Origin of the sequence: Brevibacillus humidisoli, from assembly GCF_020923435.1 — a bacterium.
GTDB lineage: Bacteria > Bacillota > Bacilli > Brevibacillales > Brevibacillaceae > Brevibacillus_E > Brevibacillus_E humidisoli.
This window is the reverse complement of sequence record NZ_CP087263.1, coordinates 2,332,846-2,353,297: the sequence shown is the minus strand read 5'-3', so window position 1 is coordinate 2,353,297 and position 20,452 is coordinate 2,332,846. Positions and strand designations below refer to the sequence as shown.

General features: G+C 53.0%; 17 protein-coding genes. 6 read left to right on the top strand and 11 right to left on the bottom strand.

Features of this window, described 5'->3' with window-relative positions; genetic code table 11:
* Positions 1-168: 168 nt before the first annotated feature.
* Positions 169-735: a YhcN/YlaJ family sporulation lipoprotein gene (locus LOK74_RS11680; protein WP_230046981.1), complete on the bottom strand. Its 567-nt coding sequence runs from the start codon at positions 733-735 to the stop codon at positions 169-171.
* A 211-nt stretch (positions 736-946) separates the two neighbouring features.
* Here LOK74_RS11680 and LOK74_RS11675 point away from each other — a divergent pair, with 211 nt between their 5' ends.
* The gene (locus tag LOK74_RS11675) at positions 947-4,171 is read left to right on the top strand and encodes an AfsR/SARP family transcriptional regulator (RefSeq protein ID WP_230046790.1); all 3,225 of its coding nucleotides are present in this window, start codon (positions 947-949) and stop codon (positions 4,169-4,171) included.
* A 179-nt stretch (positions 4,172-4,350) separates the two neighbouring features.
* A complete protein-coding gene (locus LOK74_RS11670; RefSeq protein ID WP_230046789.1) occupies positions 4,351-4,857 on the top strand; it encodes a DUF3907 family protein in 507 nt (168 codons plus the stop codon).
* 49 nt (positions 4,858-4,906) lie between these two features.
* Here LOK74_RS11670 and LOK74_RS11665 read toward each other — a convergent pair whose 3' ends face one another.
* The 5 genes from LOK74_RS11665 to LOK74_RS11645 all read right to left on the bottom strand — a co-directional run bounded on the left by LOK74_RS11665 (position 4,907) and on the right by LOK74_RS11645 (position 10,527).
* Positions 4,907-5,503 (bottom strand): NAD(P)H-dependent oxidoreductase, encoded by a 597-nt coding sequence (locus LOK74_RS11665; protein ID WP_230046788.1) that lies wholly within the window; start codon positions 5,501-5,503, stop codon positions 4,907-4,909.
* 12 nt (positions 5,504-5,515) lie between these two features.
* Positions 5,516-6,916 (bottom strand): S8 family peptidase, encoded by a 1,401-nt coding sequence (locus LOK74_RS11660; protein WP_230046787.1) that lies wholly within the window; start codon positions 6,914-6,916, stop codon positions 5,516-5,518.
* 296 nt (positions 6,917-7,212) lie between these two features.
* Complete coding sequence (locus tag LOK74_RS11655; protein ID WP_230046786.1) at positions 7,213-8,325, bottom strand: ABC transporter ATP-binding protein; 1,113 nt, start codon at positions 8,323-8,325, stop codon at positions 7,213-7,215.
* 85 nt (positions 8,326-8,410) lie between these two features.
* The gene (locus tag LOK74_RS11650; RefSeq protein WP_230046785.1) at positions 8,411-9,445 is read right to left on the bottom strand and encodes a PucR family transcriptional regulator; all 1,035 of its coding nucleotides are present in this window, start codon (positions 9,443-9,445) and stop codon (positions 8,411-8,413) included.
* 179 nt (positions 9,446-9,624) lie between these two features.
* Positions 9,625-10,527, bottom strand: a complete 903-nt coding sequence (locus tag LOK74_RS11645) for a metallophosphoesterase (protein ID WP_230046784.1) — start codon at positions 10,525-10,527, stop codon at positions 9,625-9,627.
* A gap of 345 nt (positions 10,528-10,872) precedes the next feature.
* Between LOK74_RS11645 and acsA the strand changes: the two genes are divergently transcribed.
* From acsA to LOK74_RS11630, 3 genes are all read left to right on the top strand, one after another.
* Positions 10,873-12,588 carry an acetate--CoA ligase gene (gene acsA / locus LOK74_RS11640; RefSeq protein ID WP_230046783.1) on the top strand — a complete coding sequence of 572 codons (1,716 nt, stop codon included), beginning with the start codon at positions 10,873-10,875 and terminating at the stop codon, positions 12,586-12,588.
* A gap of 255 nt (positions 12,589-12,843) precedes the next feature.
* Positions 12,844-13,869, top strand: coding sequence for a permease (locus tag LOK74_RS11635; protein ID WP_230046782.1), 1,026 nt, complete (start codon positions 12,844-12,846; stop codon positions 13,867-13,869).
* Positions 13,870-13,882: 13 nt separating this feature from the next.
* The gene (locus tag LOK74_RS11630) at positions 13,883-14,956 is read left to right on the top strand and encodes a TIGR03943 family putative permease subunit (protein ID WP_230046781.1); all 1,074 of its coding nucleotides are present in this window, start codon (positions 13,883-13,885) and stop codon (positions 14,954-14,956) included.
* A 6-nt stretch (positions 14,957-14,962) separates the two neighbouring features.
* Here the strand turns inward: LOK74_RS11630 and LOK74_RS11625 are convergent, their stop codons facing one another.
* The 5 genes from LOK74_RS11625 to LOK74_RS11605 all read right to left on the bottom strand — a co-directional run bounded on the left by LOK74_RS11625 (position 14,963) and on the right by LOK74_RS11605 (position 19,281).
* A complete protein-coding gene (locus LOK74_RS11625; protein WP_230046780.1) occupies positions 14,963-15,127 on the bottom strand; it encodes a hypothetical protein in 165 nt (54 codons plus the stop codon).
* A gap of 118 nt (positions 15,128-15,245) precedes the next feature.
* Positions 15,246-16,136, bottom strand: coding sequence for a metal ABC transporter permease (locus LOK74_RS11620; protein WP_230046779.1), 891 nt, complete (start codon positions 16,134-16,136; stop codon positions 15,246-15,248).
* On the bottom strand, positions 16,133-17,482 hold the full coding sequence (locus tag LOK74_RS11615) for a metal ABC transporter permease (protein ID WP_230046778.1): 1,350 nt from the start codon (positions 17,480-17,482) through the stop codon (positions 16,133-16,135). Before LOK74_RS11615 ends, LOK74_RS11620 begins: the two co-directional genes overlap by 4 nt.
* Positions 17,479-18,258, bottom strand: a complete 780-nt coding sequence (locus LOK74_RS11610) for a metal ABC transporter ATP-binding protein (protein ID WP_230046777.1) — start codon at positions 18,256-18,258, stop codon at positions 17,479-17,481. Before LOK74_RS11610 ends, LOK74_RS11615 begins: the two co-directional genes overlap by 4 nt.
* A 21-nt stretch (positions 18,259-18,279) precedes the next feature.
* Entirely contained in the window at positions 18,280-19,281 is a 1,002-nt protein-coding gene (locus tag LOK74_RS11605) for a metal ABC transporter solute-binding protein, Zn/Mn family (protein WP_230046776.1), read from the bottom strand.
* Positions 19,282-19,590: 309 nt separating this feature from the next.
* Between LOK74_RS11605 and thiD the strand changes: the two genes are divergently transcribed.
* Positions 19,591-20,394, top strand: a complete 804-nt coding sequence (thiD, locus tag LOK74_RS11600; protein ID WP_230046775.1) for a bifunctional hydroxymethylpyrimidine kinase/phosphomethylpyrimidine kinase — start codon at positions 19,591-19,593, stop codon at positions 20,392-20,394.
* Positions 20,395-20,452: the final 58 nt, after the last annotated feature.

Genomic DNA, 20,452 nt, shown 5'->3' with positions numbered 1-20,452 from the left:
AAGCTGAAACAACGCTGCTTATCTTCTTTCTATCACGGCTAAGTTACACCAAACAGATGCAAGTTGCAACCCGTCGATACTCCTGTAGGGGAATCCAAGAAAGGTGGAGGCTAAGGAAATAAAAAAACAGGCAGTTTGCTTTGCTGCCTGCTCCCAATCATCGCTACACTAGTCGACGAGATTGTAGGGTGCCGTACTGTAGCCAACTTCGTTGACCAGTCTGCGCAATTCACTGTCTGATACGGGTTTCCCTTGCTGCTGGCGCCGACGGATCTCGGCAATCTGCGAAAAGTGCAGGGGATTGGTGGTGATCATGATCACCTTGTAATCGGTCTCAGCCAGCCTGGGGCGAATGGTTTGGATGATGGAACTGTTGTAGCCGTCACTAATGGAACTGTTTTTCGTGTATCGGTTGCGGTCAATCGGAGAGGATTGCTGGTAGATCCGTTTTGACGTCTGCCCTTGGATTAGTGCGCCGATGACTACGGTATTTCCGACCGTCACCAGTTTGGCGTCAACAATCCCCGGTATCCGTTTCACATCCTGCTCGATGGGGGAGACGGAGCGCAGCGGCCGGATTCTGGTCAGCATGTTTTTCTCGTTGCCCAGGGTATACAAGTCCGTATTGCGTATATTTTGGTGAAGACCGCTTTGGGAAGACTCGTTGGTTGTGGCACAGCTAGCTAGCTGCAGCGAACAACCAACTACCGCCGTGAGGCAGAGCCAACTCACCATTTTTCTCACTGGAATGCCTCCTCCTTTCTCGTATAGTATTTGTGATCAGCAGATTTTTAATCTGATCGATGGCCGGGATGTCTTACCGGAAGGGAGCAGGAGGAGGATTTTGCTGACGAGACATGGAATAAGGTAGAGAAAAAGCAAGGCAAACAAGCGGTTTGACGTTAGGGACGGCTGCGAGTGAATATTGCGAAGGGAGAAGTTGAAGATGGAGACACCCCCAATCCTGCTGACCAAACTGACCCCTCCACGGCTGAAGCCGCATCTGCTGCGGCGGCCTGCGCTTGTTCGGAAGCTCCGCTACATGTTGATCAATCCGTTGTCGCTTCTGCATGGCGGATCCGGCAGTGGAAAAAGCACCTCGCTAGCCTCGTTCCTACATGACGAGAAGATCCCAACCTGTTGGTACAACATCGATCGCGCGGACGACCGCCTGTCGGTCTTTCTCCGATATATCGTGGAAAGTGTCAGGCTGCACCATCCCGTGTTTGGTCGGGAATTGCTGCAGATGGTCGAAGCGTGTGAAGACCCTCCGGAGTACTTGCCTGAACAAGTGGAAGCGCTTGCATTCCAATTTTTGAATGACCTGACTCGTCTGCCCGATGAACTGGTACTGGTTCTGGACGATTTTCACCATGTACAGGCTTCCCCCTGTATTGACCGCTGGATGGAACAAGTAACACATCACTTGCCGCACAACAGCCGATTAGTCTTGATTACGCGCGATCTGCCGGTTTGGCCTGCGCTCTCCTCGATGCGGATTCGCGGTGATTGTTGGGAATTGGGACCAGAAGACCTTGCTTTTACGCTGGAAGAGACGGAAGCGTTTATGTACGACGAGTTGGAATTAGAGCTGTCAGCTCAAGATGTGAAACGGCTTCATCAGATGGGGGAAGGCTGGATCATGATGCTGCGACTGCTTGGCGAACGGCTGGCCATGGGCGAACCGTTGTCAACAGTACTCGATCCATCCGCTGGCCCGCTGCGAGAGTTGCGCCAGTATTTGCTGCAAGCGGTATACGATCAGGAATCTCCGCAGCTGAAACAATTTTTGAGCAAGACCGCCGTGTTGGATGAGCTGACTCCGGAAGCCGTCAGTCGCCTTGCTGGAGCAGATGCGGAGAGCATGCTGGCCGAAGCGATCCGCCGCAATCTGTATTTGTATCGGCAGAAGGATGGCAGTTATCGGTATCTGAGGTTGTTTCGCGAGGTGCTGCTGGAACAATTGCGGCTGCAACCCGCTGTGTTTCAGGAAAACTGTTGCGCCGCCGCAGCGTATTACCAGGGACGCGGCGATATCGTTACCGCTCTCCACTATCTCCATCAGGTGCAGGAGTGGGAACAGATCGGACAACTGTTGACGAGGTATGGCGGCAAGTGGCTGGAAGAGGGGAGATTGGATCTGCTCTATGAATGGGTTACCTTGCTCCCTGATGAGGTCAAGGATCGTCACTATACGCTTTGGTATTTTCAGGCAGAAGTGGAGCGATACCGTTGTTTGTATCCACAAGCCCTCTCCTCCTACGACCGGTACATCACCAGTAGTGCGGAACAAAACGATACGGTTGGCCGATGTCTCGGCTTGGAAGGGAAAGCACGGGTTCACTTGGATAGTGTGCAGGGCTTGAAAGCGGAGGAACTGCTCAAACAAGCGATCAAGCTGCTGGACAACCAGGATCATGAATTGGCACCGCGCCTCTACCGACTGCTGGCGGAAATCTACACCAATCGTGGCAATGCCGCAGAAGCGGAGCACTGGTATCGGCGCAGTCAGGATCTAGAGCGACAAACCGAGGTAGATATTGAATCGCGCTTGTTTTTCCGAACAGGGCGGCTGCAGTCGGCCCTTCGTCTCCTGGAGAAAAAGTGGCAGGAAGAAAAAGTGCAGGGCATGTCTCACCTCACTCGTTCCTACAAGGAGACATCCTTATTATTAGCCTTTGTGTGCGGGTTAAACGGGGAGAGGGAAAAGGGGATCTCCTACGCTGAGACGGCGATTCAGTTAGGCAAGGCGGCTCTCTCGCCATTCGTCGAGGCATGCGGGTACGTGCGCAAAGCCCACTGTATGATGCTGGATCAAACCTATGACGCACACGAGGTGCGCCACCTGTATCTGAAGGGGCTGCACATGATGGATGAATTGCAGTCCACACGCGGCAAGGCGGAGTCACTGTTGGGATTGACGCTGTTTTACGGCAGGGAGAAGACGCTTGATTTGGCCCTGGCATATGGTCAGCGCGGGCTGGATGAGACCCAGTCGATCAAGGACGATTGGCTGAATGGTTTTATCCGGCTCGGCATCGGGATGGCCTACGCGTACAGCGGAAAGTTTCGCATGGCGGAGCCGGTCTTTCGTCAGTGTGTCGATCGCTTCGCTGACTGCGGTGACGGCTTTGGCATGGCGATTTCCCACCTCTGGTTGGGCTATCTGGCTTACCGTGAAGCCAACTGGCAGCCATTTGTCTCGGCTATGAGACTAGGCTTGAGCGCGATCCGCAGCGGGGAGTATGATTTCCTGCTGCAGCGGCCGACCATGTTTACCCCCTCTGATGTGCAAAGCCTGATGCCGTTATTGGTGGAAGCACAAAAACGGCAGGTGGACCCGGAGTATGTCACCCACTTGTTGCAGAACCGCGGTCTGCACAATATCTCGTTTCATCCCGGATACACGCTGCGGATCCAAACGCTTGGCCAATTCCGGGTCTGGCTAGGTGATCAGGAGTTGAGCGAAAAGGCTTGGCAGCGGGGGAAAGCGAAACAATTGTTCAAACTTCTCCTGACCAAGCGTCATCAGTTGCTGGCCCGTGAAGAAATTTTCCGCCACATCTGGGCGGAGTCCGACGAAGAGACGGCATCACGCGATTTCAAGGTAGCGCTTAATGCGCTGGTGAAAGCGTTGGAGCCCAACCGGGAAGCACGTTCCCATTCGTTTTTTATCCAGCGGCAGGGATCTGCTTACGGTTTTCACCTGGCCTCAGGATGTCAGATCGACGCCGAGGAGTTTGAGCGGCTGGTCTCAGCCGGCCTGACTGACCCCAATGCGGAAAAAGCAGCCGCTTTGCTGGAGAAAGGTTTGGCCTACTACAATGGTGAGTACTTGCCAACATGCCGTTATGACGACTGGTGTATCGAGGAGCGGGAGCGGCTGCACGTATTATACCTGCGTAGTGCGGAAAAACTGGCACAGTCGTACGTGGCTCTCAAGCGATATGACGATAGCATCCGTTGGTGCGAATCCATTCTCAGAGAGGACGATTGCTGGGAAGAAGCATATCGACTGTTGATGTACTGCTATTACCGGAAAAACAATCGTGCTCAATCGCTCAAGTGGTACAAAAAATGCGTTCAGAAATTACGTGAGCAGTTGGGCGTCGAACCGCTGCCTTCGACCAGAGACACGTATCAGCTGATCATGGAGAGTGGGAGGACTTGAGCAGTCCCATCACATGGTGACAATCTCCTTTCCACCATTTGGTACGGATGGAGGACGCCCACCTGCCATGAGATCACACGGGTTCACAGAAACGGATCGGAAAAGAGCACTTGTAACAAGCTGGAGCATTTCTTACAATGAAAAGAAACAAAACTACTTTCCCAGTCGAGGAGGTACCCATGTCCGGAAGGCACGTGAAGCAGTTATGCGAAGATACGTATACGCGTCTGAAAAAGGTAAGCATGGAGTTGGAGCGTTTTCTCAACCAGGTAACCTTATCCGGTCTTGTTGCCCAATCTGGTGACCCGGAAGAGTACGAGGCCTACTACCGCAGCTACCTGTCCGACTTGCGTCATCTGCTGGTCTACTGCGAAAATGCGTACGAGAAGCTGGGTGTCTGCCTGCGCCGTGCCCGCTTCAACGAGGACTTCGCAGAAGAGATTTTGTATCAGGTATACCATAACTGTGTAAACAACTTCTACTATCCGAGGGGAGAAGTATACGACGAGGACGGCCGTTATGCCTATACGGGTCAAGAGGCGATTGTGTTTCGCAAACAGGTAACACCGGAATTGCAAAACTTGACATTGTCGGCGTCCAAGGTATTTGAACATCTTCGTGACGAACTGCAGTACTATGAGACAGATTACCTCACGAAAAGACGAATGCAATCAATGGGATCATAAAACATCATCCAAACAGGCGAAAACTGACCGGATCGGTCAGTTTTCTCGTTTAGACGGTCAGTGGCAGACGCAGGCTGGACATCGTATCGTCTACTTCCTGCAGCATGCGGCTCCGTTCGGCAGCGGTTACGTATGGAACAGCAGCGAAATTTTTATGGATAACGGGATCGAATCCAGCAAAGGAAAGGACCCCTTGGGCGATTTGCCGGGTAATCAGCTGATCATAGCCTGCTGTTTTCATCTCCTGTACGGATTCACGCGTGGTCGTAAACAGAACGGCTTGTTTGCCTCGAAGCAAGCCGACAGGACCTTTTTCCTTGTAGTGAAAAGCGAAGCCGTTCGTAAAGACCCGATCGATCCATCCCTTGAGGATTGCCGGCGGAGCCCACCACCATACCGGGAAGATCATCACCAACAGATCAGATTCGGTGACCAGAATTTGTTCTTCCTCTACATCAGGAGAGACTTGCTTCGCCTCAATCCGCCTCATGTCCTCACTACTGTATACTGGTTGGAAGTTGATCTGATACAGATTTCGCAGCCTCCAGTCCATTGCCTGCCGCTCGCAGGCCGCCGTTACACGTCTCAGGATCCCGTGGTTGAAGCTGTCATCACCCGGATGGGCAAAGACGATAAGCGCTTTCACTGAACTTCCCTCCTATTGTTGATTGAAACCGATGCGCAGCCTGGAGAAGAGCTTTTCGATCAGATTGCCGACGAACGTATCGTTCCGCTCCCGCGTCACTTGCGGTTCACCGATGCGCCGCAGCGCTTCTCCGCTGTTGATCATGCCGTATCCGTACCAGTTGTCACGTCCCGGTGATCCCAGGTCAACAGAACTGTCGCGGATCAGTTTCATCACGTCAGCGCTTTTCATCGCAGGCTGAACGGAGCGTACCAAAGCAGCCAGTGCTGCTGCGTGAGGACAAGCCATTGACGTACCGGATAGGGCAGCATAATCGTTGTAGATGTACGTACTGGCGATGTCCACGCCGGGCGCCACTACGTCTACATAGTCACCATAGTTGGAAAACCTGGCCAACTGTGTGCGGTGATCAATGGCGGAAACGCCGAGAACTTCCGGATACGCGGCGGGGTAGCCAGGTTGGCTGGTAGCGTCATTGCCAGTCGCTGCTACCAGTACAACGTTGTGTTCGTAGGCGTAACGGCAGGCATCTCGGAGCGCCGCAGAAGGCGTATAGTTGCCAACACTGAGGTTGATCACATCAGCGCCGTGATCAGTGGCCCACTGAATTCCTTGGGCAATATCAAAAGCAGTACCCGATCCGTTTGCTCCGATCGCTTTCACCGGCATGATCTTGCTGTTCCAGGACATTCCGGCAATGCCGTTGCCGTTGTTGGTGCGAGCAGAAATGATGCCTGCGACATGGGTGCCATGACCGTTGTCATCTTGCGGCTGATTATTGTCAGCGATCACATTGTACCCGTCGACAAGTTTGCCGCGAAACTCCGGATGGCGAAGATCAACACCGGTATCGATAACAGCGACCACCACTTGACTGCTGCCTTGGCTGATCTCCCAACCTTCTTCCATGCCAATGATCGGCAAGTTCCACTGGTAACGTCGATAGAGAGTATCGTTGGGCACCCGATTGGGAAGCAGGATATAGTTGGGCTCAGCATAGATCGAGTCAGGGTGCTCGGCTAGCACTTTCATCATCTGTTTCGAGGTCATCTTGCGGGAGGCAATGATCATCGAGTCTCCATTTTTCCGTTTGACCCGCCCGTTCACCTGCTTCAAGAGCTTCTGCAGTTCCGCATCTTTCAGCGGCGGTGAGAAGCGAACGACAATCTCGTGTTCGATAAAGTGACTGCGGTCGCGTTGATTGTGACGGATCGTCATCACCTGTGGATGTTTTTCCATCGTCCGGCGCAGGTCGCGGGTTTGCTCAATGTAGTTGATGCGAGGGATCTCGGAGTCGAGCGACGTCACTGACGGGTGCGGTTCTTCCATCTCCTGCACATTGTTCCGCTGCACCGGAATCAGCACCAGACCGACTAAAACGACTGCCAATAAGACTGCAGCAACGGTTTTCACCACACTCACTCCCAACTCTCTGAATAGCTATAGCGTGTGCTTCTGGCGACGGTTTATGAAGGAAATAAACGCTAATGCCGATGGGTGAATCAAGAGTGCGACGACTCCCGTGTAAGAATACCTTAAACAGGGGAAGTTCAAAGATACTTCACAATCTTTTGTTTGGTCTTCCTTTGTACGCCATCTCTACCAACAGGTCAATTGTACGTCTCATGCTGTCTTTCCCATGCGAAAAGCCAAAAACAGGCTGCCGATCGTTGGCAGCCTGCTTGCACTGTTTTGGTTTTGATCGTGGCTTAAAATACAGCTTGCTCTGTAGCAGGATCAAAGATGTGGCACTTGGACAAATCCATCCCGAGCTTCACTCGCATTTTTGGTTTCAATCCTTCGCGGGCATCGACCCGGGCCACCATCTCGGTATTGCTGATATTGTTGAAATAGACGTACAGCTCGGAGCCCATATTTTCTACTACATCGACTTCCGCCTCAAATGTACTCTGAAATGGGTTGGCTTCTATAAACTGGTTGTCGCTGTAGATGTCCTCGGGACGAATACCGAAGATCACTTCTTTTCCGATGTAGCCTTTTTCCCGCAGTGTTTCCGTTTTGTCCGTTGGGAACTGGATCTGTATACCGGATGTTTCAAAACGAGCTTCCCCCGACTCTTCGCGTATCTGCCCCTTCAGAAAGTTCATGCTGGCAGAGCCGATGAAGCCGGCAACGAACAGGTTGGCGGGATGATTGTAGATCTCAGTAGGCGTTGCCACCTGCTGAATCACACCATCTTTCATGACCACAATTCGGTCGCCCATCGTCATCGCCTCAGTCTGGTCGTGGGTGACGTAGATAAATGTTGTTTCCAGACGCTGATGCAGTTTGGAAATCTCCGTGCGCATCTGTACCCGCAGTTTTGCATCCAGATTGGACAGCGGTTCGTCCATCAGGAACACTTGGGGCTCGCGGACAATCGCACGGCCGAGCGCTACCCGCTGCCGTTGACCGCCAGAGAGTGCTTTTGGTTTGCGGTCCAGCAGGTGGGAAATTTCCAGTATACGAGCTGCTTCCTGGATACGCTTGTCGATTTCGGCTTTGGGAAACTTGCGCAGTTTCAAACCAAACGCCATGTTCTCATACACGTTCATATGCGGATAGAGTGCGTAGCTTTGAAAAACCATGGCGATATCCCGATCTTTAGGTGCGACGTCATTCACACGCCGTTCGCCAATGTATAGGTCTCCTTCCGAAATCTCTTCCAATCCTGCGATCATCCGCAGCGTAGTCGATTTTCCACAGCCGGATGGTCCAACCAGGACAATAAACTCTTTATCCTCGATATCCAGGTGGAAATCATCTACTGCCGTTACGTTTCCATATCGTTTGTATACATGGTTCAGACTTACCTTTGCCATAATCCAGCCTCCCCCTGTTTTGATTGCGCTTCCATTGTAGCCCACGACAGCAAAGAGGCTCTATGGTGAAATTGTACAAAACGGGTTAGTCATTTTGCCGGAACATGGCCGCAAGCAGCAGTAGAAGAGCGTCAGGAAAGTGGCGCAAATCGAGCTTGGTCACCTCTGCCAGCTTGTCGAGGCGGTACAGCAGTGTATTCCGGTGCAGAAACAAAGCACGTGCTGCTTCACTCGTGTTCAGGTTGTGACGGCAAAACGTCTCGATCATCTCCCACTGATCTTCTGAGAGCTGATGGCTGTACACCAAGGATTGAAGGGAGGAAGCGAGGGCTTCCGTCAGGGATGGGTCAAGGGAGGCAGCCCACTGTTCCAGTGAATGCTGCCACGTAGCTGCCACTGTGATCCGCGGCAAGAAACGGTTGATCGCATGCCGCAGACGGGAGAATCGCTGCATCGTCTCAGGCAGCAGCTGGGGACGAACGGCCGGTACAGTGACGAGTACGCGAACGGTCTCACCTGCCTCACTGGACAGCAATTCATGCAGTCCGGCAGCCCAATCAAGCCAGAGCTGGCTATCCGATTGGCCGTTTTTCTCCACCTCGGGAAAGAGTGAGATTGGGACGAGCAGCAATAAGTCCCGATGGTCAAGGGGGAACAACGTAACCTTTTGCTCAGAGGAAGAAACGAAGTCATTCAACAATTGCAGCCAGTAAGAGAGGTCAGCGGGAGCCTCTGCACGTTGGCGCTCCAGCAAGAAACAGGCACGTGCTTCGTACCACTGCCAGGGAGGTTCGATGGCAGTGGTACGGTCCACCGTGCCTGTTTGGAAACAGGAACGTAACCAATCCCGATACGCATCTGTTTGGTCTGAAGATGCGCCAGGTTGTTCCGGCGATAGCAGCAGGGAAAGCAGGGCACGGGCAGACGGCGGCCACTCTTTGCGAGGAATGCCGACATACCAGATTTGCCCACTTTCTCTGCGGTAGCATACGATTTCTTTGTCCGCCTGTTCATACCGTCGTTTTTGCTCGGGCCATTCCGCTTCGCAGCACGAAAAAAGCCCAATTGTGAGCTTAGTCGTACTGCGGATGCGTGCCACTTCTCTCTGCCATATCTCCACCCGTCTCCCTCCGTTGCTTCGTATTTCGTCTATTTGATGTGACAGCGGCTTTTACCGCTGTCACAGGCTTGGCTATCGTTGGCTTTTCTTTATTATAGCGGATGTGGCGGTGAGACGGCAGTATTGGTTATACGAGACGGGACAGAGCGGGCAGGTGTGGAGTAATGTAGGCCGCCGAGTTAGTCTGCGGCCAATGCGGGAACCGACTCCCACTGACCCACAGCTGCTTCTCCCACAGGCTGTGCGGCCGATTTATGCTGGATGGCAAGGGTGTGCAGGGTAACTTCCGGACGGGATCGAAGCCGGACATTGACTCCCGTCTGACCCAACCCTTCACTGATGTAGAAGGGGCGATTATGGTGATAGTGCAGACCTTTTACCATATTCATCTTCGGAAGCTTGCCCATTTTTATCAGATGATAAGGTTTTGGCCAGTGAATCTGACCACCGTGGAAGTGACCCGACAAGAGATAATCGTACTCGTAGGCTTTCATCGCCAGGACGACGTTGGGATCGTGGGTCAGCACCAGTTTGATGCCGTCATCGTCAACATTGGCAAACGATTTCGCGAGATCGCTTCGTCGTGTGGCGTAGTCGTCAACACCGATCAGCTGCAGCTTCGTTCCATTCCAGTGATGCGTTTCCGTTTCATTTTGCAGTACGCGACATCCGAGGCTCTCTAGTCCTCTCTTGAGGCGTTCCAACTGTTTCGGTGGGAGGACGTAGTCGTGATTGCCAAACACAGCATAGATGCCGATTTGCGGTTGTAGCGATTGCAGGGTCTTAACGAAAGCAAGTGCCTTCGGAATACTGCGGGTACGGTCGAGAAAGTCGCCGGTAATGGCGATCAGATCAATCGGTTCGCTGCGCCAGTCTTCCACAATTCGCTCCGCAGAAATCGAGATATTTTCCATGTGGAGATCAGACAGATGCAGGATTCGCAAAGGTTCCGTAACAGGTAGGCTTGCCAGTTCGGCTCGTTTTATCGTAATCGAAACACGATTCAGATTGGGGTGAAACGTATTTCGGTATGCACGGGCAAGTAAGAGAAGAAAAGCAGACAGAAAGACAATCCATGCCATTCTATCACCCTTTCTACGATTCATATAGTCATACACTCTATTATACAGAGGGTGGCGAACAAAATGGGGGCACAGTTTATGGAAACAAGGCAGCCTCTCTGCAACTGAAGAGCGTAGACAACAGCGCTAAAACAACGCTAAAAACCATATCCACTCTTTTTGTCATACATCGGATGGAAGTTTCGTAGCATCGATATATACTTCCTTTTTTAGGGAAATGATGCGCGAATGGTTGATTGAACAGCGCAAAAGTTCTGATTTTATCAAACAAAGAATCAGATTATCGTGTATAATGATACCTGTAGGAAAAGAGAAATAGAGGATCTTACGAAGGAGAGTGAACGTATGAAGGCACAATTGATACCACCGACACCAGGCACATACAACTTGGAAGATTACGACAAGACGTATGCTACCTTTGATTGGAAAGAAGTGGAGAAAGAGTTCACCTGGTACGAGACGGGCAAGGTGAACATGGCTTATGAAGCAATCGACCGCCATCTGCTGACCCATCGCAAGGACAAAGTGGCGCTTTTGTACAGTGGTCCCAATCGGGAAGAACAATATACGTTTGCGCAACTAAGCGAACTGTCCAATAAATTCGGTAATGTGCTGCGCAGCTTGGGTATAGCGAAAGGAGATCGCGTATTTGTCTTCATGCCTCGTTCTCCTGAACTTTATGTAAGCGTTCTCGGAACGCTAAAAATCGGGGCGATTATCGGTCCGCTGTTTGAAGCTTTCATGGAAGCAGCGGTACGTGACCGATTGGAAGACAGTGAAGCGGTTGCGATCGTGACCACGCCTGAATTGCTGCCGCGTGTGCCGGTCAAAGAACTGCCGGCCCTCAAACATGTGATCCTAGTTGGCGCAGAAGGCGAGTTGGAAGCAGGACAGGTGAATTTTCACGAGGCGATGGAAAATGCTTCTTCGGAACTGGATATTGAGTGGGTGGACCGGGAGACCGGCATGATTCTGCACTACACCTCCGGCTCTACCGGCAAGCCTAAGGGCGTCCTGCATGTGCACAATGCGATGATTCAGCACTATCAGACCGGCAAATGGGTGCTTGATCTAAAAGATGACGATGTCTATTGGTGTGCGTCTGACCCTGGCTGGGTGACGGGAACCTCTTACGGTATCTTTGCACCATGGCTCAACGGCGCAACCAATGTGATCATCGGCGGCCGATTTAATCCGGAAAACTGGTATGGGGCCATCGAAAAATTTAAGGTGACCGTCTGGTATAGTGCGCCGACGACGTTTCGCATGCTGATGGGCGCTGGAGACGAAGTCGTGAAAAAGTTCGACTTGTCTTCCCTGCGTCACATCCTGAGTGTCGGCGAACCGCTTAACCCGGAAGTGGTACACTGGGGCTTGAAAGTGTACGGTCAGCGCATCCACGACAACTGGTGGATGACAGAAACCGGTGGACAGATAATCTCCAACTACAAGTGCATGGCGATCAAACCGGGATCGATGGGCAAGCCGTTGCCAGGGATCAAAGCGGCGATCCTGGACGACGAAGGCAATGAACTGCCGCCCAATCGCATGGGCAACTTGGCGGTACGCACTGGCTGGCCTTCGATGATGCGCAAGATCTGGAAGAACGAAGCTAAGTATGCCGAGTACTTCCGTTTCCCCGGTTGGTATGTCTCGGGCGACTCGGCTTATATGGACGAAGATGGCTATTTCTGGTTCGAGGGTCGGATTGACGATGTGATCAATACCTCGGGTGAGCGAGTAGGACCGTTTGAAGTGGAAAGCAAGCTGGTAGAGCATCCTGCCGTACGCGAGGCGGGCGTAATCGGCAAGCCTGATCCGGTTCGCGGTCAAATCATCAAGGCGTTTATCGCACTGCGTGACGGGTATGAGCCAAGTGATGAACTGATGGAGGAGATCAGGCAGTTTGTCAAAAAAGGCTTGGCCGCCCACGCTGCGCCGCGCGAGATTGAATTCCGCGACAACCTGCCGAAGACACGCTCCGGCAAGATTATGCGCCGTGTATTGAAGGCATGGGAGTTGGGACTGCCCACCGGCGACCTGTCTACCATGGAAGATTAAAGACATTGCATAGATAGGACACACACCAACCCGCAGGGAATCATCCTGCGGGTTGCGTCGTATAGTAAAGATATTTACGTATCCACCCATTGCCATTATAATATGAGAAGATTAAGTAAATCGGAATTTTTCCGATTCGTTGCTCGTACATATGTACACAGGGACTGCCAAGACAACCTTGTTTTGTTGGCCGACATAGCTGCTGCAAGGCCATTCGGCACTTGCCTCTCACCATTCGGCAAAAGGAGTAGGAACATGATCGCTGGATTGCAAAAAGTGCTATGGGAAATCGTCGGTGCACTGCTGTTGGGGGCAGCCATCTACTGGTTGGTTGCAGGTCGGCCGCTCTTTCTGTCGGGCGTTGCTGTAGACTGGTCTCCACGCTGGCTTGACGTCAAAACCATTTTTCTGAGTATTCTTCTGGAAGCCATTCCGTTCGTTCTGATGGGTGTCTTCTTTTCTGCCCTGATTCAGACCTTTGTCAAGGAAGAGACTGTGAGCAGATGGACCCCGAAACATCCGCTGCTGGCGATTCCGTTTGCCACGTTTCTCGGTTTTTTGTTTCCAGTCTGCGAGTGCGCGATCGTGCCTGTCATCCGACGGCTGATCCGCAAAGGGATGCCAGTATACGTCGGTATCGTCTTTCTATTATCGGGTCCCGTCGTCAATCCGATCGTTCTCACGTCTACCTATGTTGCGTTTCAACGGCAGCCCGAGATGGCGATCTACCGGGGAGTGCTGGCTGCCGTCATCGCTGCGCTGGTCGGTCTGTTGGTCTGGCTGTTTCTCCGCAGCCGTCAGCAGCATGTGCTGCAAGGTGATCACAGCCATCGTCATGCTGCGGCAGATCACGATCATGCCCATCATCACCACGAATCAAAGGACGATAAACTGTTAGCGACGTTTTACCATGCGGTGGACGAGTTTTTCGATATGGGCAAATACCTGTTGTTTGGCGCATTGGTAAGTGCCGTCCTCCAAGTGTTTATCGCACGCGAAGCGCTGGCATCGATTGGTCAAAGCCCGTTTAGCGCCAATCTGGTGATGATGGGGTTGGCGTACGTGTTTTCGCTCTGTTCGGAGGCGGACGCGTTTATTGCGGCCAGCTTTGGCACCACCTTTCCCGCGCAGGCACTGCTCGCTTTTCTGGTATTTGGACCAATGATTGACTTCAAAAATACGCTGCTGCTGTTGACTACATTCCGTCTAGGCTTCGTTGTCGGTTTGATTGCAGTGGTGAGTCTGTTGGTCATGGTCTTCACCTTGCTTACGCCATTGTGATCGGAGGGAAAGAATGAAACAGACAAGGATTACGGCACAGAAGAAGGAAAAACGTCATTACTTCCTACGAAGTTTGCTGTTGGCCGGCTTCACCCTGCTTTTGGCCAAGTTGATCTGGACAGACGATATCAATCTCTATCTGGCGCCGCGGATGCGAGGATTGGCCTACGTCACACTAGGTGTATTGGCCATCTTGACATGTGCAAGTTTTCGTCAGGCTACCATGGCTAAGGTGGAGAGCTGTTCATGCAGTGGTGACCACAGCCTGCCGGGCAGTTGGTGGAAGTCGGTCATTGTCTATGGATTGTTTTTGCTGCCGCTGCTGATGGGATTTGCCATGCCGGAAAAAATTCTCGGCAGTGAGGTGGCGGAAAAGCGGGGGTTGAATCTGCTGTCGGGGGAAGCAAAAACCACCCAGGCGGCAGTGCAGTCTAGGTCTGATGAGACAAGCGGAGCGGGGGAGGATCCTGCCCTGTCTTCGACAGAAGGGATGACAGAGAAGCAGCCTGAGATAGATGCCAAGAGCAGCGAACAAGGGTCTGACCCACAACCACAATCTGAGACAGATGGTAGCGCGGCAGCCGATTCGATGGCGGGAGAGACAGCACCTGCTGCGGACTCGGAGATTCGCGAGCGATTTTCAGCAGGAGGATTTGGTGATTTTTACACCGATATTGCTGTCCACCTCTACCAACAAGAAACCATCCACTTGGACGAGAAGCTATTTTTGGACGGCTTGACCACGCTTGATCTTTTTCCGAAAGAGTTTGACGGCCACAAGCTGCGGACGATGGGGTTTGTCTACCGGCAGCCCGGTTTCAAGCCGAACCAGTTCGTCGTCGCTCGTTTTTCTGTATCTTGCTGTACAGCTGACGCCAGTGTCTACGGCATCTTAGTAGAATCCCCTAATGGAAGCAAGTATGAGACAGACAGTTGGGTAGAAGTGAGCGGGACGCTCCGACTGCGCAGCATGGAGGGCTTTGACATGCTGGTCTTGGAGGGTGACAGCGTCAAAGCGGTGGAGGCTCCGGACGATCCGTATGTCTATTTCAACTTTGGTACGGTAGACAGTCTGGGAAATGAGTAGGCCATGTTACATGTGATCCAGCGACAGCCACAGAAACAGCACGGCGGCAAATGATGCGATAAAGCAGAAAGAGGAGAGGAAAAAGGCAAGCCACTTTTTGGTCAAGATGCCGATCACCAGGCAGATCAGCGCACAGAGAAACATAAGACCGATGAGGGTAGTAAAGCTCATGACGGGATCATTCCTATCTCTTTTTGCCGTTTATCCTAACAGATGTTTGATCAGGCGTAAAGCCTCGGTTCAAAACAGCGGCCCGTTTGGCAACAACCAAACGGGCCGCTATCTGGTTTTACAGGTTGGTTTGCTGATCCCATCTCATCGTTCTGCGATGCCAAGCCCTAACCACCAAACCGTAGCGGGGGGAGAACAGAAACGCGAGCAGAAACAGCAGGCCGGTCACCGTGGTGATCGCACCGGCGATGGAACTGTCCAGCCAGGTGGCCAGCGCGTACCCGAGCACCGAGCTGATGATGCCGATGATCACACTGTAGATTAGCATCACGTGAAGTTTGTCGGTCAACAGGTAGGCGGTCGCGGCGGGCACGACCAGCATCGCAACCACGAGGATCGCCCCTACACTTTCAAACGATGCTACCGTCGTCAGGGAGACAAGTCCCATCAGCAGATAGTGAAACAGAACAACCGGAATGCCCACTGCCGCCGCCATAGCCGGATCGAATGCGCATACTTTGAACTGCTTGTAAAACAAGCTGATCAACAGCAGGCTGAGCAGGAATACCCCGCCCAATCCCCACACCGCGCGAGGACCCATGTCCATACCCGCCCATTCCCAGGTGTCCCAAGGAACATAGGCGATTTCCCCGTACAGCACACAATCCAGATCGAGATCCACCTGCTGCGTGTACTGCGATACCAGAATGACACCAATGGAAAACAGAGCGGTGAAGGTGACGCCAATCGCCGCATCGCTCTTCACGCCGTTTTGATGGAGCAGTTGCACCAGAAAGACAGTCAATAGGCCGAGCGCACCTGCTCCGAGCAACATGGGCAGCGTTTCACGGCTGCCGCTCCACAAAAAGGCAATCACGATTCCCGGTAGAACGGCATGGCTGATCGCATCCCCCAGCATTGCCATGCGGCGCAAGATCAGAAAGCAACCCAACAGCCCGCAGGAGGAGGCTACCAGCGCCCCGGTTAGGATCACCCAAAAGCTGTTCATGATATCCCTCCTTGCTTGCTGGTCTGCAGTTGACCGGCATACATGTTGTTTTCCGTCAGTTTGGGCGTCAGATTGTACGATTCGAGATGATGCAGCATCTCCTCCAAATCGCTGGGAGAAAGCTGTGTGGTCAACGCTTCCTGGTTCAGATCAATGGACAACGACTGATAATGATGTTCATTCATCAGATACACATCCCAAAGCCGTCGGTTCAGTACCAATTCGTATGCTGCCTTTAACCCGGCAGAGGTAAACGTCCAACTGTCTGCTGTCGGGCTGCTAGCGGCTGGTTCCACCAATCCCAGACGGTGAAGGGCGGAGAGTGCCTGCTGTACGCTGGCAGCCCGTTTTCCTGATTTGGCAGCGAGGCTCTCAACTGTGTAGCCGCGACGCAGTTGGTACGGCATTTGCGCATGATCAGACTCCATTCGCTCGTAGAGAGCCTGCAGCACATCGTCCTGCAGTACTTTTTGCCGCAGTTTCAGGAAGCTGATGAACCGGAACAGGATTCCCCGACTTGGCGAGAATACGAGCGAAAAGAGAAAAAAGCAGGTGGCTGCCAGCACAATGACGGGACCAGTCGGCAGGTTTTCTGCCTGGGTCGAAAACAGCGTTCCCAGAACGCCGCTCAATGCGCCGAAGCAGCCGGAGAGCACCACCATGATTCCCAGTTTTTCCGTCCAGTAGCGAGCCGTAACAGCCGGGGCAATCAACATCGCCGCTACCAGCACGACGCCAACCGCCTGCAGTCCAATCACCACGGACACCAGCAGCAGCAGCATTAACAGACCATCCAGCAGCTCCATCGGATATCCGAGGCCGCGGCCAAAACCACTGTCGAAGACGAGCAGCTTAAATTCCTTAAACAAGAGTGTCGTCAAGAGGAGCAGGGTAGCGGAGACGACAATCATCGCAACCACATCGTCTCCTACCAAGGAAGCCGCCTGCCCAAATAGGAATTTATCCAGGCCGCTTTGGTTCCCTTGGTTGCTGTGCTGAATATAGGTTAATAAGACGATGCCAAACCCGAAAAAAACAGAGAGGACGATGGCCAGCGCCGAGTCTTCCTTGATGCGAGAGTGTTTGGTAATCATAGCGATGCAATAGCTGGCGATCAGTCCGGCGATCGCAGCTCCGATCAGAAACAGACCGATCGACTTGGAGCCGCTCACGATGTAGGCCAGGCACACGCCGGGAAGTGCAGCGTGTGCCAAGGCATCCCCCATCAGCGAACGGCCCCGCAGAAATGCAAAGCAGCCAAGCACGCCGCTGCTGACCCCCAGCAGGATGCAGCCGGCCAATACCCACTGGGTGTTGGGGTCCTGCAGCAGTTGCCATACGTTCATAAGGCTTCCCTCCCGCTGTGACCGGCTGCTTCTGGTGCCAGCCGATCGGCGAGAATGTGCAAACGTCCTCCGTATGTTTTCTGCAGCAGCTCAGCGGTAAACACTTGCTCGGTTGGCCCTGCGGCGACAATCCGACGGTTAAGCAGCACGACCCAGTCGAAGTATTCAGGCACGGTTTGCAGATCGTGATGGACGACGAGCACCGTTTTTCCTTGCTCCTTCAACTCGTCGAGGAGCAGGATGATCGCCTTTTCGGTCGCCGCATCCACGCCGGCGAACGGTTCATCCATAAAGTAGAGGTCGGCTTTTTGCGCCAACGCGCGAGCGAGGAACACCCGCTGCTGCTGACCGCCGGAGAGCTGACTGATTTGTCGGTTTGCGTAGTCAGCCATCCCCACCTTTTTCAGACATTCCAGCGCCCATTCCCGCTCCGCCTTGCCGGGGCGACGGAACCAGCCCAGGTGGCCGTAAGTGCCCATCAGGACGACATCCAGGGCGTCGGTCGGGAAATCCCAGTCTACCGACTCCCGCTGAGGCACGTAACCCACCCGACGGCGCTGCTCTTTATAAGGTTTGCCATAGATGGAAACCTGGCCGGAAGCGGCCGGGATCAAGTTTTGCACTGCTTTGATAAACGTCGATTTGCCCGCTCCGTTGGGACCGACGATGCCGATCAGGTTCCCTTCGGGGATGTCGAGGGTAACCCCGCGCAGGACCGGTTTCTTTTGATAGGCGACAGTCAGGTCGCGAACAGAGAGGGGCAATCCAGTTGTCATCGTTATTCTACCTCCTCTGTGTTATTGCAGCGATGTAACAATGGTATCCACATTGTGCTTCACCATGCCGATGTAGGTGCCTTCTTCCGTACCAGGCTCACCCATGGCGTCCGAAAACAGTTCGCCACCGATCTCGACGGTATGGTCTTTGGCCCTGGCCCCTTCGACGACAGCTTCGATCGAGTTTTTTGGCACGGAGGACTCGATGAACACCGCTTTGATGCCGCGGCTGACAAGGGTATCGACCAGACCTTGCACGTCTTTCAGCCCGTATTCGGAAGCGGTGCTGATGCCCTGCAGTCCCATTACTTCAATCTCATAGGCTCGGCCAAAGTAGCTGAACGCATCGTGGGCGGTAACGAGAACCCGCTGGTCTTTCGGGATCGTAGCGATTTGTTCCTTGGCGTACTGATCGAGTTCTTCCAGCTTCTTCCGATAAGCGTCTGCATTGGCGTGGTATTCCGCTTTATTCGCCGGGTCCAGCTTGCTCAGCTCATCGCGGACGACATCGATTGTCTTGATCCACATACTGACGTCAAACCAGACGTGTGGATCGTACTGATCCGGCGCGGCAGGATCGGCCATCAGGTCAGATTCCGGAATCGCCGAGGTGACCGGAATAACCGGCTTTTGCTTGCTCATCTTTTCGAAAATTTCGCCCATTTTGCCTTCCAGATGAAGGCCAGAGTAAAAGATGATCTCCGCTTCATCAATACGGGCGATATCTCCTTGAGATGCTTTGAACAAGTGCGGGTCAACGCCGGGTCCCATCAGTTGAGTGACAGCTACATGATTCCCGCCAATGTTAGTTACCAGATCGCCAACCATTCCGGTGGTGACGGTAACCTTCCATTGCTTCGATTCTTCTCCTGAGCTGTCAGCTACTGCCGCTGGACTAGCCCCCCCGCCGGCGGTGCCGGTCTGTGGCTGTGCGGTACCACCGCCGCAGCCTGCCAATATGCCCGCTCCTACCATCAGAGTGGCGAACAGCGTGTTCATGAGACGCTTTGATTTGAAAAACATCGTTTGTCCCTCCCCAATTCTTTTCTCTATGGTTATAAAAGTTTCCCTGAGGAAACATTATCACAAAAAAATGAATTGTTACAACATTTTTTTTCAAAACTAAAAATGTTGGTCTTGGACAAAACTAATCAGCTCGTATGTCTTGTACGTTGCAATCGATCGCTTTTTCGTGTATCGGCGGTGTGAGAGGAAACCTGTTGATCTGCGGGAAACATCTTGGGATCCGACTGGCACGATGGTATACTTTAAATGAAAAGAGATGCGGAAACAAAACCGGATCATTAGATAGCGTAAACGGGAGTGGAAATGATGGAGACGAAAAGAGCAGTAGCCCTGACTGTGGCAGGATCGGACAGTGGGGGAGGAGCTGGGATTCAGGCAGATTTAAAAACCTTTCATCAATTCGACGTATACGGAATGAGCGCGATCACCGCTGTTACTGCACAAAATACACGCGGGGTAGCAGGCGTGTACCCGCTGACGGCAGAAGCGGTAGTAGACCAAATGCAGCAGGTACTGCAGGATATTGGCACAGATGCGATGAAAACGGGGATGCTGTTTGACGCAGAGATTATCCGGGCCGTTGCCGGACTTATTCGCGAGTACCAGATCGCACAGGTGATTGTGGACCCGGTGATGGTTGCCAAAGGGGGTGCCAAACTGCTGCAGGACGACGCGGTGGAGGCGATGAAGCAGGAACTGCTGCCATTGGCATCAGTGGTTACCCCAAACCTGCCGGAAGCGGAATGTTTGACCGGGATGTCGATTGAAACAAGGGCCGAGATGGAGGAGGCGGCCAGACGGATTCACGCGCTTGGGGCCCGTCATGTGATCGTCAAAGGTGGGCATCTCGACTCGGACGAGCTTGTCGATCTATTGTTTGACGGGACTCACTTTCACGCACTGCCTCATCAGCGAATCAACACCCGTCATACACATGGCACCGGGTGCACCTTCTCGGCGGCGTTGACGGCAGAACTGGCAAAAGGTACGCCAATCGATACGGCAACGGAGAAGGCGAAACGATTTATTGTAGAAGCAATTGCTACGGCTCCCCGAATCGGAGGCGGACATGGCCCGACGAATCACTGGGCGAGGATCAGCCAAATCTGACACGAATCTCCGCTCATGCGCTTACATTATGAAAAAGGCATATGAGGGGCGGGAATGT